General features: G+C 70.6%; 17 protein-coding genes. 6 read left to right on the top strand and 11 right to left on the bottom strand.

The genetic code is table 11. The features are described 5' to 3' along the window. Positions 1-74: 74 nt before the first annotated feature. A complete protein-coding gene (locus MZC64_RS02705; RefSeq protein ID WP_247755490.1) occupies positions 75-542 on the bottom strand; it encodes a DUF3592 domain-containing protein in 468 nt (155 codons plus the stop codon). A gap of 53 nt (positions 543-595) precedes the next feature. Here MZC64_RS02705 and MZC64_RS02700 point away from each other — a divergent pair, with 53 nt between their 5' ends. Further along, complete coding sequence (locus MZC64_RS02700; RefSeq protein ID WP_247755489.1) at positions 596-1,864, top strand: isochorismate synthase; 1,269 nt, start codon at positions 596-598, stop codon at positions 1,862-1,864. A gap of 53 nt (positions 1,865-1,917) precedes the next feature. Here MZC64_RS02700 and MZC64_RS02695 read toward each other — a convergent pair whose 3' ends face one another. From MZC64_RS02695 to menB, 3 genes are all read right to left on the bottom strand, one after another. Continuing rightward, positions 1,918-3,441 carry a M1 family metallopeptidase gene (locus MZC64_RS02695; RefSeq protein ID WP_247755488.1) on the bottom strand — a complete coding sequence of 508 codons (1,524 nt, stop codon included), beginning with the start codon at positions 3,439-3,441 and terminating at the stop codon, positions 1,918-1,920. Between the two features lie 137 nt (positions 3,442-3,578). Beyond that, positions 3,579-5,360, bottom strand: coding sequence for a 2-succinyl-5-enolpyruvyl-6-hydroxy-3-cyclohexene-1-carboxylic-acid synthase (gene menD / locus MZC64_RS02690; RefSeq protein WP_247755487.1), 1,782 nt, complete (start codon positions 5,358-5,360; stop codon positions 3,579-3,581). Continuing rightward, a complete protein-coding gene (gene menB, locus MZC64_RS02685) occupies positions 5,357-6,226 on the bottom strand; it encodes a 1,4-dihydroxy-2-naphthoyl-CoA synthase (protein ID WP_374205603.1) in 870 nt (289 codons plus the stop codon). Before menB ends, menD begins: the two co-directional genes overlap by 4 nt. 18 nt (positions 6,227-6,244) lie before the next feature. Between menB and menE the strand changes: the two genes are divergently transcribed. The 3 genes from menE (at position 6,245) to MZC64_RS02670 (ending at position 9,729) form a co-directional block, all read left to right on the top strand. After that, positions 6,245-7,417, top strand: coding sequence for an o-succinylbenzoate--CoA ligase (gene menE / locus MZC64_RS02680; protein WP_247755486.1), 1,173 nt, complete (start codon positions 6,245-6,247; stop codon positions 7,415-7,417). Positions 7,418-7,564: 147 nt separating this feature from the next. Then, positions 7,565-8,785: a hypothetical protein gene (locus MZC64_RS02675; protein ID WP_247755485.1), complete on the top strand. Its 1,221-nt coding sequence runs from the start codon at positions 7,565-7,567 to the stop codon at positions 8,783-8,785. Between the two features lie 71 nt (positions 8,786-8,856). Next, the gene (locus MZC64_RS02670; protein WP_247755484.1) at positions 8,857-9,729 is read left to right on the top strand and encodes a 1,4-dihydroxy-2-naphthoate polyprenyltransferase; all 873 of its coding nucleotides are present in this window, start codon (positions 8,857-8,859) and stop codon (positions 9,727-9,729) included. A gap of 12 nt (positions 9,730-9,741) precedes the next feature. On the opposite strand, the gene MZC64_RS02665 is transcribed toward MZC64_RS02670, so the two are convergent. From MZC64_RS02665 to MZC64_RS02640, 6 genes are all read right to left on the bottom strand, one after another. Beyond that, positions 9,742-10,203, bottom strand: a complete 462-nt coding sequence (locus MZC64_RS02665; RefSeq protein WP_247755483.1) for a hypothetical protein — start codon at positions 10,201-10,203, stop codon at positions 9,742-9,744. Beyond that, positions 10,200-11,075 carry a hypothetical protein gene (locus tag MZC64_RS02660; protein WP_247755482.1) on the bottom strand — a complete coding sequence of 292 codons (876 nt, stop codon included), beginning with the start codon at positions 11,073-11,075 and terminating at the stop codon, positions 10,200-10,202. The genes MZC64_RS02665 and MZC64_RS02660 overlap by 4 nt, the downstream gene beginning before the upstream one ends. Then, positions 11,075-11,398 (bottom strand): hypothetical protein, encoded by a 324-nt coding sequence (locus MZC64_RS02655; protein WP_247755481.1) that lies wholly within the window; start codon positions 11,396-11,398, stop codon positions 11,075-11,077. Before MZC64_RS02655 ends, MZC64_RS02660 begins: the two co-directional genes overlap by 1 nt. Before the next feature lie 69 nt (positions 11,399-11,467). Beyond that, the gene (locus MZC64_RS02650) at positions 11,468-12,565 is read right to left on the bottom strand and encodes a PLP-dependent cysteine synthase family protein (protein ID WP_247755480.1); all 1,098 of its coding nucleotides are present in this window, start codon (positions 12,563-12,565) and stop codon (positions 11,468-11,470) included. Positions 12,566-12,602: 37 nt separating this feature from the next. Further along, positions 12,603-12,887 carry a DUF4229 domain-containing protein gene (locus tag MZC64_RS02645; protein WP_247755479.1) on the bottom strand — a complete coding sequence of 95 codons (285 nt, stop codon included), beginning with the start codon at positions 12,885-12,887 and terminating at the stop codon, positions 12,603-12,605. A 10-nt stretch (positions 12,888-12,897) separates the two neighbouring features. After that, complete coding sequence (locus MZC64_RS02640; RefSeq protein ID WP_247755478.1) at positions 12,898-13,389, bottom strand: Lrp/AsnC family transcriptional regulator; 492 nt, start codon at positions 13,387-13,389, stop codon at positions 12,898-12,900. A gap of 171 nt (positions 13,390-13,560) precedes the next feature. On the opposite strand from MZC64_RS02640, the gene MZC64_RS02635 reads away from it, so the two are divergent. Next, entirely contained in the window at positions 13,561-13,776 is a 216-nt protein-coding gene (locus MZC64_RS02635) for a BldC family transcriptional regulator (RefSeq protein WP_185010062.1), read from the top strand. Between the two features lie 69 nt (positions 13,777-13,845). Here MZC64_RS02635 and MZC64_RS02630 read toward each other — a convergent pair whose 3' ends face one another. Then, on the bottom strand, positions 13,846-14,817 hold the full coding sequence (locus MZC64_RS02630; protein WP_247755477.1) for a LysR family transcriptional regulator: 972 nt from the start codon (positions 14,815-14,817) through the stop codon (positions 13,846-13,848). Positions 14,818-15,115: 298 nt separating this feature from the next. Here MZC64_RS02630 and MZC64_RS02625 point away from each other — a divergent pair, with 298 nt between their 5' ends. Continuing rightward, the gene (locus MZC64_RS02625; RefSeq protein ID WP_185011798.1) at positions 15,116-15,313 is read left to right on the top strand and encodes a hypothetical protein; all 198 of its coding nucleotides are present in this window, start codon (positions 15,116-15,118) and stop codon (positions 15,311-15,313) included. The last annotated feature ends 28 nt before the right edge of the window (positions 15,314-15,341 follow it).

Here is a 15,341-nt window from a genome sequence, read left to right as displayed (position 1 = left end):
TGGCTGCGGGGACGTGTCGCGAAGGTGCGATGGGTTGCTCGGGTGCGGCGGGTTGCCCAGGTGCGGCGGCCCGGTCAGGTGCGGCGTTTCTCCAGCCGGCGGACCAGCGGGTAGGCGATCACCCAGGCCCCGGCGATGACCGCGACCACCGGCCAGATGTTCATCCAGGCGTTGCGGCCCTCGACCCGGACCAGCTCGTCCGGGAAGTACAGATCGTACTCGACCCTGACCAGGTTGCCCTCGGCCAGGCCGGACGGGTACAGGATGCCGCGGGTGGGGCTGTGGATGGCGCCGTCGGGGGTGTTGTAGCGGACGATGGTGCGGGCGAAGGTGACGGCCTGGACCTCGGCCACCGCGGTGCCGGTGCGCTTGCCGATCTTGTAGTCGTTGACCAGCATGGCGCCGAAGAGCACCACGCACATCAGGGTGAGCAGGCTCGCCACCGCCAGCACCGCCACGGACGTGCGGCGCAGCCGGCGCGGCTTGGGCAGTGTCGCCACGCGCCGGCGCAGCCGGTCCAGTAGTCCTGCGTTCTCCGCCACAGCACGAACTGTAGTGCGCGCACTCCGGCGGGCGCGGGCCATACGCTGCTGGGGTGACCTTCGCACCGTCTCGCAGCAGTGCGCGCGCCGTGCGGGTGCGCACCCGGGAACTGCCCGCCGGAACCGAATCAACTGTCGACCCTGGCCAGCAGGTCTCCGCCCTGCTGACACAGCTCCCCTCCGCCGACAATGTGCTCGCCTGGGTGCGGGATGGGGACGGGCTGGTCGGGTGGGGCGTGGCGGCCGAGTTCCGCTGTGCCGGGCCGGATCGGTTCGCGGCGGCGGATGCCTGGTGGCGGGAGTTGCAGGGCACCCTCGACGTCGAGGACGAGGTAGGGCTGCCGGGCACCGGTGCGGTGGCCTTCGTGAGCATGACCTTCGCCGACGGGCCTGCCGAATCCGTGCTGGTGGTGCCGCGGGTGATCCTCGGGCAGCGGGACGGGCGGGTGTGGCGGACCGAGGTCGGCGGGCCCGAGGCGACGCCAGTTCAGACAGTGCGCGGGCCGGGGCTGGTGCGTTACGCCGAGGGGCAGCATTCGGTGACCCGGTACCGGGAGGCCGTGCGGACCGCGGTGCGCCGGATGCGCGGCGGGGAGCTGGCCAAGGTGGTGCTCGCGCACGATCTGCTGGCCAGTGCGGCCGAACCGTTCGACCCGCGGTTCCTGCTGGCCGGACTGGCTCGGCGGTACCCGAGTTGCTGGGCCTACGCGGTGGCCGGGCTGGTCGGGGCGACGCCGGAGTTGTTGTTGCGGCGCAACGGGTCTGACTTCTCCTCCCGGGTGCTGGCCGGGACCATGTGGCCGCGGCCGGAGATCACCGAGGACGAGCTGGCCGCGGAACTGCTGGCCTCGGCCAAGAACCGGGAGGAACACGCCTACGCGGTGCGTTCCTTCGTGGACCGGCTCGGCCCGCTGTGCGCCGCGTTGGAGGCACCGGATACACCGGAAGTGTTGCGGCTGCGCAATGTGCTGCACCTGTCCACCGATGTGCGCGGGCGGTTGCACGATGACGGCTCGCTGTTGCGGCTGGCCGAGGCGGTGCACCCGACCGCGGCCGTCGGCGGCACGCCCACCCCGGACGCGGTGCGGCTGATCGCCGAGCTGGAGGGCATGGACCGTGGGCGCTACGCCGGACCGGTCGGCTGGATCGACGGCGCGGGCGACGGGGAACTGGGCGTGGCATTGCGGTGCGCGCAGCTGGCGGGCAACACGGCGCGGTTGTTCGCCGGGTGCGGGATCGTGGCCGATTCGGAGCCGGACACCGAGGTGGCCGAGGCGGGGGCCAAGCTGATCCCGGTGCGGGACGCGCTCGAAGGAGCATAAAGAAAGGCGGGATCCCCTTCACGTGGAAGGGAATCCCGCCGTCCTTTGTGGACTTACTTGCCCGCGCGAGCGGACAGGTCGTGCAGGATCTGCTGGTTCTCGATCGCCTTCTTGGCGTTCTTCGGCTCCTTCACCTTGGCCGAGCGCTCGGTGCCCTGGGTGGAGACCTCAGCGGCGAGCTTCGGCTTGCCCTTGGTGAACAGCCAGGTGTTGAAGACCTCGTCCAGCTTCTTGCCGGAGAGCACCTCGGCCAGGGCCTTGAACTCCTCGATGGTGGCGTTGCCGTACTTCTTGTTCTCGGTCCAGGTCTTCACCGTCTGGAAGAAGACCTTGTCGCCGACGGTCTTGCGGATCGCGTGCAGGGCCATCGCACCCCGGTCGTAGACCGCGCCGTGGAACTCGTTGCCCGAACCCGGCGCACCGATGACGACCTGCCAGAACGGGTCGTTCTCGGCGTAGCGGGCGTAGGTGAAGTCGAACCACTCCTGCGCGGTGCCCTCACCGGCGTGCTCGGACCACAGCCACGGGGCGTAGGTCGCGAAGCCCTCGTTCAGCCAGATGTTGCGCCACTTGGCCACCGACACCGAGTCGCCGAACCACTGGTGCGCCAGCTCGTGCACCACGACGTTGATGTTGTTGCCGTTGCGGAAGAACCCGGGCGCGTAGGTCGGCCGGGTCTGGTTCTCCAGCGCGAAGGTCAGGCCCTCCTTGGGCACGACCCCGCCCTGGGCCTCGAACGGCCACTCGCCGAAGACGGTCTCCAGGAACTCGATCACCTCGGGGGTGCGCTCCAGGGAGGCCTTGGCCGGGCCCTCGATCTCGCCGAGGCCCTCGGAGTAGGCCGTGATGAACGGCTGCCCCTTGTGCCCGGTGCTCTGGTGGATCTCGAACTGGCCGATGGTCAGGAAGGCCAGGTAGGTCGCCTGCGGCTTGGTGGAGCGCCAGTTCCAGCGGGTCCAGCCGCCCGGCTGCACCGCGCGGCTCTTCAGCGCGCCGTTGGAGATCACCTCGACGCCGGTGGGCACCGCGACGCTGACGTCGAAGGTCGCCTTGTCCGTCGGGTGGTCGTTGCTCGGGAACCACCAGCGGGCGATGTGCGGCTCGTTGATCGCGACCGCGCCGTCGGAGGTCTTCTTCCACAGCGTCTGGCCGTTGACCTTGGTCTGCGAGGGAATGCCCTCGTACTCGACCACCACGGTCAGCAGCGAGCCCTTGGCCGCGGTGCGCGCCGGGGTCACCACGACCTCGGCGTCCGCGGTCTGGGTGAAGCCCGCCTTGGCGCCGTTGACCCGCACCGACTTCACCGGCAGCGCGAAGTCCAGGTTGAACCGGCTCAGCTCCTGGGTGGGCGCGGCCACGATGGTCGTGGTGCCGGACAGCGTGTCGCTGGCTGGCTGGTACTTCAGGCGGATGTCGTAGTGCGAGACGTCGTATCCGCCGTTGCCGTCGTTCGGGTAGTACTCATCACCAATCCCCGGAGCCCCGGTCGAATTGGTGCCAGCCGACGCCGGCCACGCGAGCAGGGCCACGGCCGCCGCCGCTGCCGCCGCCACGCGGAAGCTGTGTCGTCGAAGCACGGTTGTCCCCTCCTGTTGAGAGCGACCATGCAGGCGGTCGCGCTGGCAGGGAACATAGCCACGTGCGCAGGTCAGCACCAGGGTTTACCCGTTTGCCCACGGCTTGGGATCAGGCGAAATGGAAAAACTGAACAGCATCAGGGCGCGGTGATCACCTGGCGCACCCTGGTTCGCAACTGCTCGTGCACGGTGCGCAGCCGCTGCCGGTCCGCGCGCACCTCCACCACCCGGATCCCGGGCGCCGGGCGCAGCGCTGCCCGGAAGTCCGCCCCGTCCCTCGCCAGGTGGTACGGCACCCGGTATCCGGCGCAGAGCGCGCCGAGGTCGGAGCCGTGCGGGGTGCCGAAGACCCGCTCGAAGGAGGCCGAGTGGTCCGGCGCGCCCTGTTCCAGCAACGAGAAGATGCCGCCGCCGTCGTCGTTGAGCACCACGATGGTCAGGTCCGGCCGGGCCTCCAGCGGGCCCAGCAGCAGGCCGTTGAGGTCGTGCAGGAAGGTCAGATCGCCCAGCAGCGCGTAGCCCTGGCCGACCCGGCTGTCCGCGCTGACCGCGCCGAGCACCGCGCCGATCGCGCTGGACACGCTGCCGTCGATGCCGGCCACACCCCGGTTGGAGATCACCACCGGCCCGGCCCGGCGGGCGCCGACCAGGTCGATATCGCGCACCGGGTTGGAACTGCCCAGGAACAGCACCGAGTCCTCGGGCAGCTCGGTCATCAGCGCGCGGGCCACGTGCAGGCCGGTCGGCCATGCCTCGGTGGCCAGCAGCTGTTCCACCGCGGCCGAGGCGAGCGCGTCCGCGCGCTGCCAGTCGGTGAGCCAGGCCGGATCGCCGGGGAAGGTCTCCGCCCAGCTCCGGCTCTCCAGCTCGGCGTCGGTGGCCAGGTAGTTCAGGTCGTCCAGGCCGAGATAGCCGGTGACGTGCGTGGCCACGTGCTGCGGATCCGCCCAGGCCTGCCCGCTGCGCACCACGTGCACCACCGGCGACTGCTTGAGCAGCTTCTGCACCCCGCGGGACAGCGTCGGCCGCCCGATCACCACCACCGAGTCCGGCCGCAGCCGCTCGGGCAGCGCACCGGCGTTGAGCAGCAGCGAACCGTGTTGCAGCACCACCGCGCCGGAGGCGACCGGGCCGCCCATCGCGGTGGGTTCGGTGACCACCGGCCAGCCGAGTTTGGCCGCCACCTCGCAGGCCGAGGCGGCCGAGGCCGCGTCGGTGTCGCCGACCACGACCAGGGTGCGCGGCCGCAGGTGGAAGATCGGGCCGCCGCCGATCGGATCACTGCCGACGAAGCCGGAGCTGACCGAGGTCCAGCGCTCCTGCTCGGGTCGTCCGTCCAGGGATTCCGGCCAGTCGGTCTCGTCCCCGTCCGGCACCAGCGGCTCCCGGAACGGGATGTTGACGTGCACCGGGGCGCCCGCGTCGGCCCGCACCACGGCGCGGCAGACCAGCCCGCGCCACACGCCGTTCTGCCCGGCGCGGCGCTCGGCCACCGGGAAGTCCACCGTGGCGGCCGCGCCGCCGTAGACCCCGCTCTGCTGGATGGTCTGGTTCGCGCCGGTGCCGTAGACCTCCGGCGGCCGGTCCGCGGTGACCACCAGCAGCGCGGCGCCCGAGTGGTACGCCTCCAGCACCGCCGGGTGCAGGTTGGCCACCGCGGTGCCGGAGGTGCACACCACGGCGGCGAACCCGCGCCGGTGTGGCCGGTGCGCCAGTCCCTTGGCCAGGCCGAGGGCGAGGAAGCCCGCACTGCGCTCGTCGATGCGCACGTGCAGGGTGAGCCTGCCTGCCGTCGCGGCCTCGTAGAGGGCGAAGGACAGCGGAGCGTTGCGCGAGCCAGGGCAGAGCACGACATGACGCACGTCGTTGCGGATCAACTCGTCAACGACGACCCTGGCCTGCGCTGTGGAAGGGTTCACGGTCGCTTCGGGAACTTCCCGAAGTCGGGCTTGCGCCGCTCGGTGTAGGCGTTGCGGCCTTCCTGCGCCTCTTCGGACATATAGAAGAGCAGGGTGGCGTCACCGGCGAGCTGCTGGATGCCGGCCAGGCCGTCGTCGGCGGCGTTGTGCGAGGCCTTGAGCATGCGCAGGGCCAGCGGCGAATGCTGGAGCATCTCGCGGCACCACTGCACGGTTTCCTTCTCCAGGTCCTTCAGCGGCACGACGGTGTTGACCAGGCCCATCGCCTCGGCCTGCGCCGCGTCGTACTGCCGGCACAGGTACCAGATCTCGCGGGCCTTCTTCTGCCCGACCATCCTGGCCAGCAGACCCGAGCCGTAGCCACCGTCGAAGGATCCGACCTTGGGTCCGGTCTGGCCGAACTTGGCGTTGTCCGCGGCGATGGTCAGGTCGCACACGATGTGCAGCACGTGGCCGCCGCCGATGGCGTACCCGGCGACCATCGCGATCACCGGCTTGGGCGTGCGCCGGATCTGGATCTGCAGGTCGAGCACGTTGAGGCGGCCGATGCCCTTCTGCGCGACCTCGTCCTCGCCGATGTAGCCGTCGTTGCCGCGGATGCGCTGGTCACCGCCGGAGCAGAAGGCCAGATCGCCCTGCCCGGTCAGGATGATGACGCCGACCTGGTCGTCGTCGCGCGCCCGGTTGAAGGCGTCGGAGAGTTCGAAGAGGGTCTGCGGCCGGAAGGCGTTGCGCACCTCGGGCCGATTGATCGTGATCTTGGCGATGCCCTCGGCGGTCTCGTACCGGATGTCGCGGTAGTCGCCGTCGGACTTCCAGTCGGCGGCAAGCTCGATCGAGGAGTGGGCGGGGTCGGTCGCGGTCACAAGATTAGGCTAACCCTGATGCGCCCCCGTCCGATTCTGACCCTGACCTGCGACAACACTGCGGGGTCGGCACGTGATGCTCACCACGCCCTGCGCGCCGCGCTGGAAGGCGGTCCAGCGCTGTTGCCGCTGGCCCCGGGCTTGGCCGGGGAACGGGTGGCTGCCGCGCTGCGCCCGGAGCAGGGTGAGCAAGACCTCGATGTGGCACTGATCGTGCCCACCTCCGGTTCCACCGGGACTCCCAAGGGCGTGCTGCTGACCGAGGCCGCGCTGCGTGCTTCGGCCGCGGCCACGCACGAGCGGCTGGGCGGTCCCGGGCACTGGCTGCTCGCGCTGCCGGTGCACCACATCGCCGGGATCCAGGTGCTCACCCGGTCGCTACTGGCCGGTTTCGACCCCTGCGTGCTCGACTCGGCGACCGGCTTCCGGCCGGAAACCTTCGCCGCCGCGGCCGGGCCGCTGCTGGCACAGGGCCGGGCCTACACCGCGCTGGTGCCGACCCAGCTCTCCCGGCTGATCGCCGAGGCCGGTTCCGGACTCGCCGCGCTGCGCGAGTTCGCCGCGGTGATCGTCGGCGGCGCGGCCACTCCCCCGGCCCTGCTGCGGGCGGCCAGGGACGCCGGGGTGGCGGTGAGCACCACCTACGGCATGAGCGAGACCGCGGGCGGCTGCGTCTACGACGGGCTGCCGCTGACCGGGGCGCGGGTCCGACTGGGCCAGGGCGACGCGGTGGAACTGGGCGGGCCGATGCTGGCCAGGGGCTACCGGCTGGCGCCGGAAGCCACCGCGGCGGTCTTCGCCGAGGGCTGGTTCCGCACCGGTGACCTGGGCCGGTTTGCCGCGGACGGGCGGCTGGAGATCCTCGGCCGGGCCGACGACGTGATCATCACCGGTGGCGAGAAGGTGCCACCCGCGCTGGTCGAGCGCGCGCTCACGGACTGCCCCGGCGTGCGGGAAGCCTGCGTGGTCGGGGTGCCGGATCCGGAGTGGGGACAGGCGGTCGCGGCCGTGGTGGTGCCGGCCGAGTGGACCGCGCCGCCGGCCGCGGAACAGCTCCGCGAGGCCGTCCGGGATGTCGCCGGGCGGGCCTGCGCGCCGCGCCGGGTGCTGTTCCTGCCCGAACTGCCGTTGCGCGGACCGGGCAAGGTGGACCGGCGCGCGGTGGCCGAACTCCTGGCCCAGGACGACTGACTACTCCAAACTGGTTACCAACTTTCAACTAGTTCATGTGATTCGTTGACAGATCACCACAGGTCCGGTTTCCCTGATCGAGCGATCCGGACATGCGGCCCCTGCTGCGGTTGATCCGCTCCGCGTGCTCCGGGGAACGGAGCGATCATGCGCGCCCCGAACAAGGCCGGCACCCGATTACTCGGCCTCGCAATGCCAACGATTGCCCTGCTCGCCCTGCTCAGCACCCCCGCCGTCGGCGCCCCCACCGGGCCACCGACCTGGACCCCTGATCTCACCGTCATCGACGAGGACGACAGCAACGTCCGCAGCACCGCTGGCGCGGTCACCCTGGGCGGCACCGCGGCCGAACACGCCAGTGCCCGCACCGGCCTGGCCACCGGTTTCCTCCAGCTCACCCCGCACCAGCTCGACCAGCCGGTCAACCGCGTCGCGGCCGCCGTCCGCAGCGAGGTCCCGGCCGGCACCGAACTGGCCATCGACGTCCGCGGCCAGTTCGGCGAGGACGAGTGGACCGAATGGGCTGAGGCGAAACCCGGTGAGCCAGCGGTGATTTCCGCGCCAGCCAAGGTGATCCAGATCCGGGTGGCGCTGACCGCGCCCAAGGGCCAGACACCAAAACTCACCGCGCTCACCCTCAACGCCGACCTCGCGCCCAGCGCCCCGTCCGCCCAGGGCGCGGCGGGCCTGAGCTACCGGGTGTTCGCCACCAGGGAGGGCCTGGTCGGCGGCACCACCGCGAACGGGCATGTGATCGTGGCCAGGGACCACTTCGTCGCGCTGCCTTCCCGGCGCGGCCTGGCCAGCAAGGGCACCGGCACCTACAGCGTGAAGGTGTGCGCGGCCAACGGGCGCTGCGAATGGGCGCCGGTGTGGGACGTGGGTCCGTGGAACATCAAGGACGACTACTGGAACCCCTCGGCCACCAGGGAGATGTGGAAGAACCTGCCGCAGGGCAAGCCACAGGCCCAGGCCGCCTACCAGGACGGCTACAACGGCGGCAAGGACGGCTTCGGCCGGACCGTGGCCAACCCGGCCGGGATCGACCTGGCCGACGGCACCTTCTGGGACGGGCTCAAGCTCACCGACAACTCCTGGGTGACCGTGGAGTACCTGTGGACCGGCGGCGGGACCTTCGGCACTGTCCGCACCGCGGGCGACACCCTTAACGTGCGCACCGGCGCGAGTTCGGCCAACGCGCAGGTCGGGTTGGCCGCCAACTTCGCCAGGGTCAAGGTGGAATGCCAGGTGACCGGGGAGAACGTGACCGGGACCCAGGGCACCAGCAATGTCTGGTTCCGGATCAGCGCCGGGAAGTTCGTGGCCAAGGCGTATATCGCCGGGGTGGGCACGGTCGGTCGCTGCTGACCGGCCGACGCGTGCCCGCCCGCGCGGGGGCGGGCACGCGTTCCCCGTCGGCGGTGTTGCAGGATGGCGGCATGCCGACAGTCGCCCAGTGGGTTGAAGGTGCTCGTCTGCGGACCCTGCCGAACGCGGTCGCGCCGGTGGTGGTCGGCACCGGGGCCGCGTACGCGGTGGACGGGTTCAATGGGTTGCAGGCCGGGCTGTGCCTGCTGGTGGCGCTGAGCCTGGTCATCGGGGTGAACTTCGCCAACGACTACTCCGACGGCATCCGCGGCACCGACGACAACCGGGTCGGCCCGTTGCGCCTGGTCGGATCCGGTGCGGCGCAGCCGAAAACAGTGCTGCGCGCGGCGCTGGCCTGTTTCGGCCTGGCCGCGGTCACCGGCCTGGCGATCGCGGTGACCTCGGGCAACTGGTGGTTCATCCCGGTCGGCGCGATCTGCATCGCGGCGGCCTGGTTCTACACCGGCGGCAAGCGTCCCTACGGCTACGCGGCCATGGGCGAGATCGCGGTGTTCCTCTTCTTCGGGCCGGTCGCGGTGCTCGGCACGCTCTACATCCAGGCAGGCGAGATCAGCGGCGCCGGCATTGGCGGTGCGGTGGGCGCGGGCCTGTTCTCCGCCTCGGTGCTGGTCTCGAACAACCTGCGGGACATCCCCTCGGACCGGGAGACCGGCAAACGCACCCTGGCCGTGCTGCTCGGCGACCGGGACACCCGAGGGCTCTACACCGCGCTGGTGGTGGTGCCGTTCCTGCTGACCACGCTGGTCGGCTTCCGGCAGCCGTGGGCGCTGCTCGGCTTCCTGGCCGCACCGCTGGTGTTCTTCTCGCTGCGCCGGGTGCTGCGCGGCGACACCGGGATGCAGCTGATCCCGGTGCTCAAGGACACCGCACTGGCCATGCTGGTGTGGTCCCTGGGCACCGGGATCGGGCTCACGCTCGGCTAGTCACCAGGCTGGTCACCAGGAGTCGTGCCGCAGCACGATGTTCTCGCCGCCGTCATCGTCATCGTCGTTGTTCCGGCGCTGGGACTGGCGGTGCGCCTCCACCACCTCGTCCAGGGTGTGGCCCTCCTGGAAGAGCTGGTACGTGGTGCCCATCCGGCCCAGGTTGGGCTCCAGCGCGGCCCGCACCTCCGGATCGTCGTAGGCCCGGCCCTCCAGCACGTCCCGCCAGCTGAGGTCACCCGCCTCCACCTTGGCCCGCAGCGCGCGCAGTTCGGCGGGCGCGTCCGGTTTGGCGGCCTCGCGCTCGATCGCCCGGATGTCCTCCTCAGTGGCGGTGATCTCGGCCGGGCGCAGGCTGTCCTGCAGTTCCTGGGCCGAGCGCAGCACCTCCTCCATGGCCTCCATCGAGGCGTCCAGCTCGGCCTCGGCCCGCCGGACCTCCGGGGTGCGCCAGTCCTGGTCGGGAGTGCTCATCGCGGGTTCGCTCCAGCCGGTTTCCGCAGGTGGTCGTTGAGGTCCTTGGCGTCCTTGCCGGTCTCCCGCCCGGCGGCGCGAGCCTCCTTGGCCGAGTCGCCGATGCCGCGGGCGTCATCGCGGATGCTGGTGGCCCCGTCCTTGATGTCGGTGGCGCTCTGCTTGAGATCCTTGCCGACCTCGATCGCGTCCTCGACGCTGCGCACGTCCTTGATCTTGCCGAGTTGCGAGGGCACCTGGGAGATCGTGTCGTGCAGCTGCTTGGCGGTCTCGATGATCCGCTTCACCGCCTCCACGATGTCCATGATCTTGCGGTAGATCTGGTAGGCGTCCCAGACCAGCTCGGCCGCCTTGATCCAGCCGTAGGCCGGGATCCACGCCTTCTTGATCGCGTCGATCAGCTTGTTGACCAGGAACTTGATCAGGTCCAGGGCCTTCTGGCAGAGCTTCTTGGCGCCCTCGGCGACCTTGTCGAAGCCCTTGGCGATCAGCTTGGCGACCTGGGCCTCGGCCAGCAGCCCGGCCTTCCACACCGCCTTGACGAACACCTCGTGCGCGACCGCGGCCGCGCCCTCCCAGGTCTCCCGGACCTGGTCCACCCCCGCGTTGAGGTTGGCGGACATGACGTCCATCGCCTCGGCCCCGGTGCGCCAGGCGTCGCCGTTCATCTGAATGCGGGTGTAGTCCCCGGTGATCGGCATGATCACCTTCTGCACGATGCTCTCGCCGGTGACCTTGGTGAAGGCCCAGTCCACGGCCTGCACCTGCCAGCCCTGCTCCTTGATCAGCTCCTCGATCTTGGCGCCCGAGGTGTCCTCAGGAGCCTTGAGCACGCTGCCCAGGTCGGTCTTGTCCGCGTACCCGGTAGCCATCAGGCATTCACCTGCCCAAGCTGGTCGTTGATCTGCGCGAATGCCTGCGCGACCTGCCGGTCGGTGCGCTCGTAGCCCGCCGCGATCTGGGCCATCCGCTCGGCCGAGCCGTGCATCCGGTCCTGCCCGAAGTCCAGCGCCAGGTCATAGGCGCCGCGGACCAGGTCCACGCCCGGCTGCAGGATGGTGAGCAGGCCGGTGAAGCCGCTCTTGTCGCAACCGTGCTGGTGCAGGTAGTTCTTGACCTGGTCGAACTGACCGGCCACGGTGCCGAGGTAGGCCGCGTAGGCCTTCAGCTCCTCGGTGTTGTGCCGCTGGACCATGTGCTGGACCCCCGATGCGCGCCGTCACTGACCGCCTTTGGACGGCGCGAGGCTACCGAGGGTTCCCGATCAGTCGCGGACGGCCCACTCGCCGGTGCGGTGGAACTCGGTCACCCGCGCCCTCGGCTCGGTCAGATCGAGGTCCTGGGCGGCCAGCCACTCGTCGTTGTAGTAGGTCGGCGCGTACCGCTCGCCGCCGTCGCACAGCAGCGTGACCACACTGCCCGCCCTGCCCTGCGCGCGCATCTCGGCCACCAGCTGGAAAGCGCCCCACAGGTTGGTGCCGGTTGACCCGCCGACCCGCCGCCCGAGCAGCTCCTCGGCGTGCCGGATCACCGCGATCGAGGCCGCGTCCGGCACCTTGATCATCCGGTCGATGACCTGCCCGACGAAGGAGGGCTCCACCCTGGGCCTGCCGATGCCCTCGATCCGGGAGCCGCGCAGACCGGTCAGCTCCGGATCGCTGTCCCGCCAGGCGTCGTAGAAAACGGAGAACTCCGGATCCACCACGGCCAGCCTGGTGCGCAGCTGCCGGTAACGCACATACCGCCCGATGGTCGCCCCGGTGCCGCCGGTGCCCGCGCCGACCACCACCCACTCCGGCTCCGGGTGCCGCTCCAGCCGCATCTGCTCGAAGATCGACTCGGCGATGTTGTTGTTCCCGCGCCAGTCGGTGGCCCGCTCGGCGTGGGTGAACTGGTCCATGAAGTGCCCGCCCAGCTCCGCGGCCAGCCTGCGCGACTCGTCGTAGATCGCCCCCGGCGAGTCGACGAAGTGGCAGCGCCCGCCCTCGCGCTCGATCAGCGCGATCTTCTCCGCCGAGGTGGACCGCGGCATGACCGCGATGAAGGGCAGGCCGAGCAGCCGGGCGAAGTAGGCCTCGGAGACCGCGGTGGAGCCGGAGGATGCCTCGATCACCGGGGTGCCGCCGACCACCCAGCCGTTGCAGATGGCGTAGAGGAACAGCGACCGGGCCAGCCGGTGCTTGAGCGAGCCGGTGGGGTGGGTGGACTCGTCCTTGAGGTAGAGGTCGATGCCCCACTCCGGCGGCAGCGGGTAGGCGAGCAGATGGGTGTCCGCACTGCGGTTGGCGTCCGCCTCGATGATCCGGACTGCCTCGTTGACCCAGCTCCGGGTCTTGTCACAACAACGATCCACCACGGCCATACCGCGAACTCTAGGCAATTGCCGCCAGGTCGGCGGTTCAGCCCTCGCCGCGGAGCTGGGCGCGCAGCCGGGCGCGCTCGTCCTTGCGCTGTTCACCGCGGGCGGCCAGGCCCCTGGCCACCCGCTGGCGCAGGCCGGCGAAGAGCACGAAGGACAGCGGCAGCGCGGTCACGAAGGCGACCGCCATGGCGACCAACAGCGGCACGCCGACGGCGGCCAGGATCGCGGCGAACAGGACGACCAGGCCGAGCCGGGCGACGGTGTAGAGCGCCAGGTCTCGGTTCAGGGTGCCGTTGGTGTCCGGCGTGTCGGTGACCTCCACGGGACTGAGGCTACGCGCCGCGGTTCGGGCTGTCGCCGGGTGGCGGGTCGGCGATGGAGCCGGGGGTGTTCGGCCTGCCCTCGAACCGGGTGCTGAGCACCACCGTGGTCCGGGTGCGGGCCACCCCGTCGATGCGGCGCAGCCGGACCAGCGAACGCTCCAGATCGTCCACGGTGGACACCCGGATCTTGACCACGAACGCCTCATCGCCTGCCACCGCGTAACAGGACTCGACCTCGGGCAGGGCGGCCAGGCTGGCCGCGATCCGGTCCTCGTCGCCGGTGTCGGAGGGGTGGATGCCGACCAGCGCGGTCACGCCGAGGCCGACCGCCATCGGGTCCACCATGGCGTGGTAGCCGGTGATGACGCCTCCGTGCTCCAGCTTGCCCACCCGCTCGTGCACCGCCGAGGCGGACAGCCCCACCTGTCGGCCCAGGTCGGCGTAGGTCGCCCGCCCGTTGGCCCGAAGCGCCGCGATGATCTGCCGATCCACGAGATCCATCAGCAAACCCTATGTGCTCCCATGATGGGCCGTTCGAGTGACCGATTCGTCCCTTACCTGCCCATTACCTACAGACAAACGTTCGAGTACCTGACGGGTGAAATGCCACCATTCTTCCGAGTACGGACCCGAGGATCTCGGGCCCGTGGTGAGGAGGGAAAAGTGACCACCATGCGTCCGGCGCCCCGTCCCGCGGGAGCGGAGCGTCTGCTTACGCCAGGTGAGGTCGCCGGCCTGTTCCGGGTAGACCCCAAGACCGTGACCCGGTGGGCCACCGCCGGCCGCATCGGCTCGATCCGCACCCCTGGCGGACACCGTCGTTTCCGGGAGTCCGAGGTCAACGCGCTGCTGGCGGAACTCACCACGCCGGGACCAGCACTGGGCTGAGCCGCCATCGGTGACCAGGATCACCTCGGCGAGAACGGCCGGAAACGGCCCGTTCTCGCCGATCGGCTTTTAGCTCTCTTTACCTTTCGGGTGCACCTCGGGGTGCGCCGCCCACCACGCGGCATAGCTCGGGTTGGCCCCCACCAGGCCCAGGTAGGCGTCCACCGCGGCCTCCCGCGCCAGCGGCTCGTCCACCGGGCCGGTCTCGCTCCAGGCCACGTCCAGCCGCCGCACCAGCGGGTCGCCGCGCAGTGGCCGGATCACCAGGCCGAGCCCTTCCCTCGCGGTGGCCTGGGCCAGGCTCACGCACAAGCCGCTGGAGACCGCGCCGCGGGCCGCGCTGGTCTCGGTGGCGTGGTGCCTGATCAGCGGCTCGAACCCGGCCTCCTGGCAGCGTCGGCGCAGGTGCGCGGTCTCGCCGGAGTCCATCAGCGGGTCCACGATCCAGGGTTCCTTGGCCAGGTCGGCCAGGTCGATCACGGCCTCGCCTGCCAGCGAGTGGGTTTCGGCCAGCGCGACGAAGACCGGTTCCACCGGCACCAGCGGGGCCCGGCGCACCCCGGCCACCGCCGGCAGGTCGTGGCCGCTGAACTCCTCCACCACGGCCACGTCCATCCGCCGCCCGCCGAGCAGGCCCAGCATGGCGAAGGAGGATTGCTCGGCCAGGCTGTGCACCTCGATCTCACCTGGGTAAAGACGTTGCAATGACAGCGCGAGCCGGGCGGCGATCGGTCCGGGCACACTGCCCACCTGGACCTTGGTCACCCCGGCCGCGGTGCCCGCCTTCCCGGCCCAGGAGCGCAGCTCGTCCAGTTCGGCCAGCACGGTGCGCGCCTTGGCCAGCACGAACCGGCCGACCGCGGTGGGTTGCACACCCTCGGCCGAGCGGTCGAACAGCGGCGCGCCCATGCTGGTCTCGATCCGCCTGAGCTGGGCGGACAGACTCGGCTGGGACAGCCCGAGGGTGGCGGCGGCCTTCGAGACACTGCCGGCATCGGCGACGGCGAGCAGCACCCGGAGGTGACGGACCTCCAGTTCCATAACCCGCATGCTATGGCCAGCCGGGATGTGTGCAAGGTCATTCCGGACTGCCAAGGTTGAGTCACAGCGGCAGGCAGAACCTCAAGAGCAGCCTGGGAACCAAGGTGGCCTGGAACCCACGGCGCCCCTGCCGCAGGACCCCGGCGGGGCCGGTTGGATCACTAAGGGCGATCCGCCGGCCTCACCGGGGTCTTCTTTGTGTCCTTACCGGGCCCTTTCGCCGCCAACTCCACTACGTCGGCTTCCGTTAACCTCGGTGTGGGCATGTGATCGGAGCCAGAGGGGAGAGGAGGCAGCGTTGCTGTACCTGTACCTGCTCGCGGTCATCGGGGCGGTCACCGTTGGCGCGCTGATGTGGCGGGCGTTCGGCCCGGAGAAGCGCCCGCGCAGCTACCGCGCGGCGGGCGGTCCGCTCGCTCCGGATGACGACCCGGATTTCCTGCGCAGGCTGGATGAGAACCGCCGGGACCAGAAGCGCAAGGACACCGACGAATGAGGTGAGACCAGCCGGGGCGACTGCCAGC

Origin of the sequence: Crossiella sp. S99.2 (genome assembly GCF_023094165.1) — a bacterium.
Lineage (GTDB): Bacteria > Actinomycetota > Actinomycetes > Mycobacteriales > Pseudonocardiaceae > Crossiella.
This window is presented reverse-complemented; position numbering and strand designations above follow the sequence as displayed.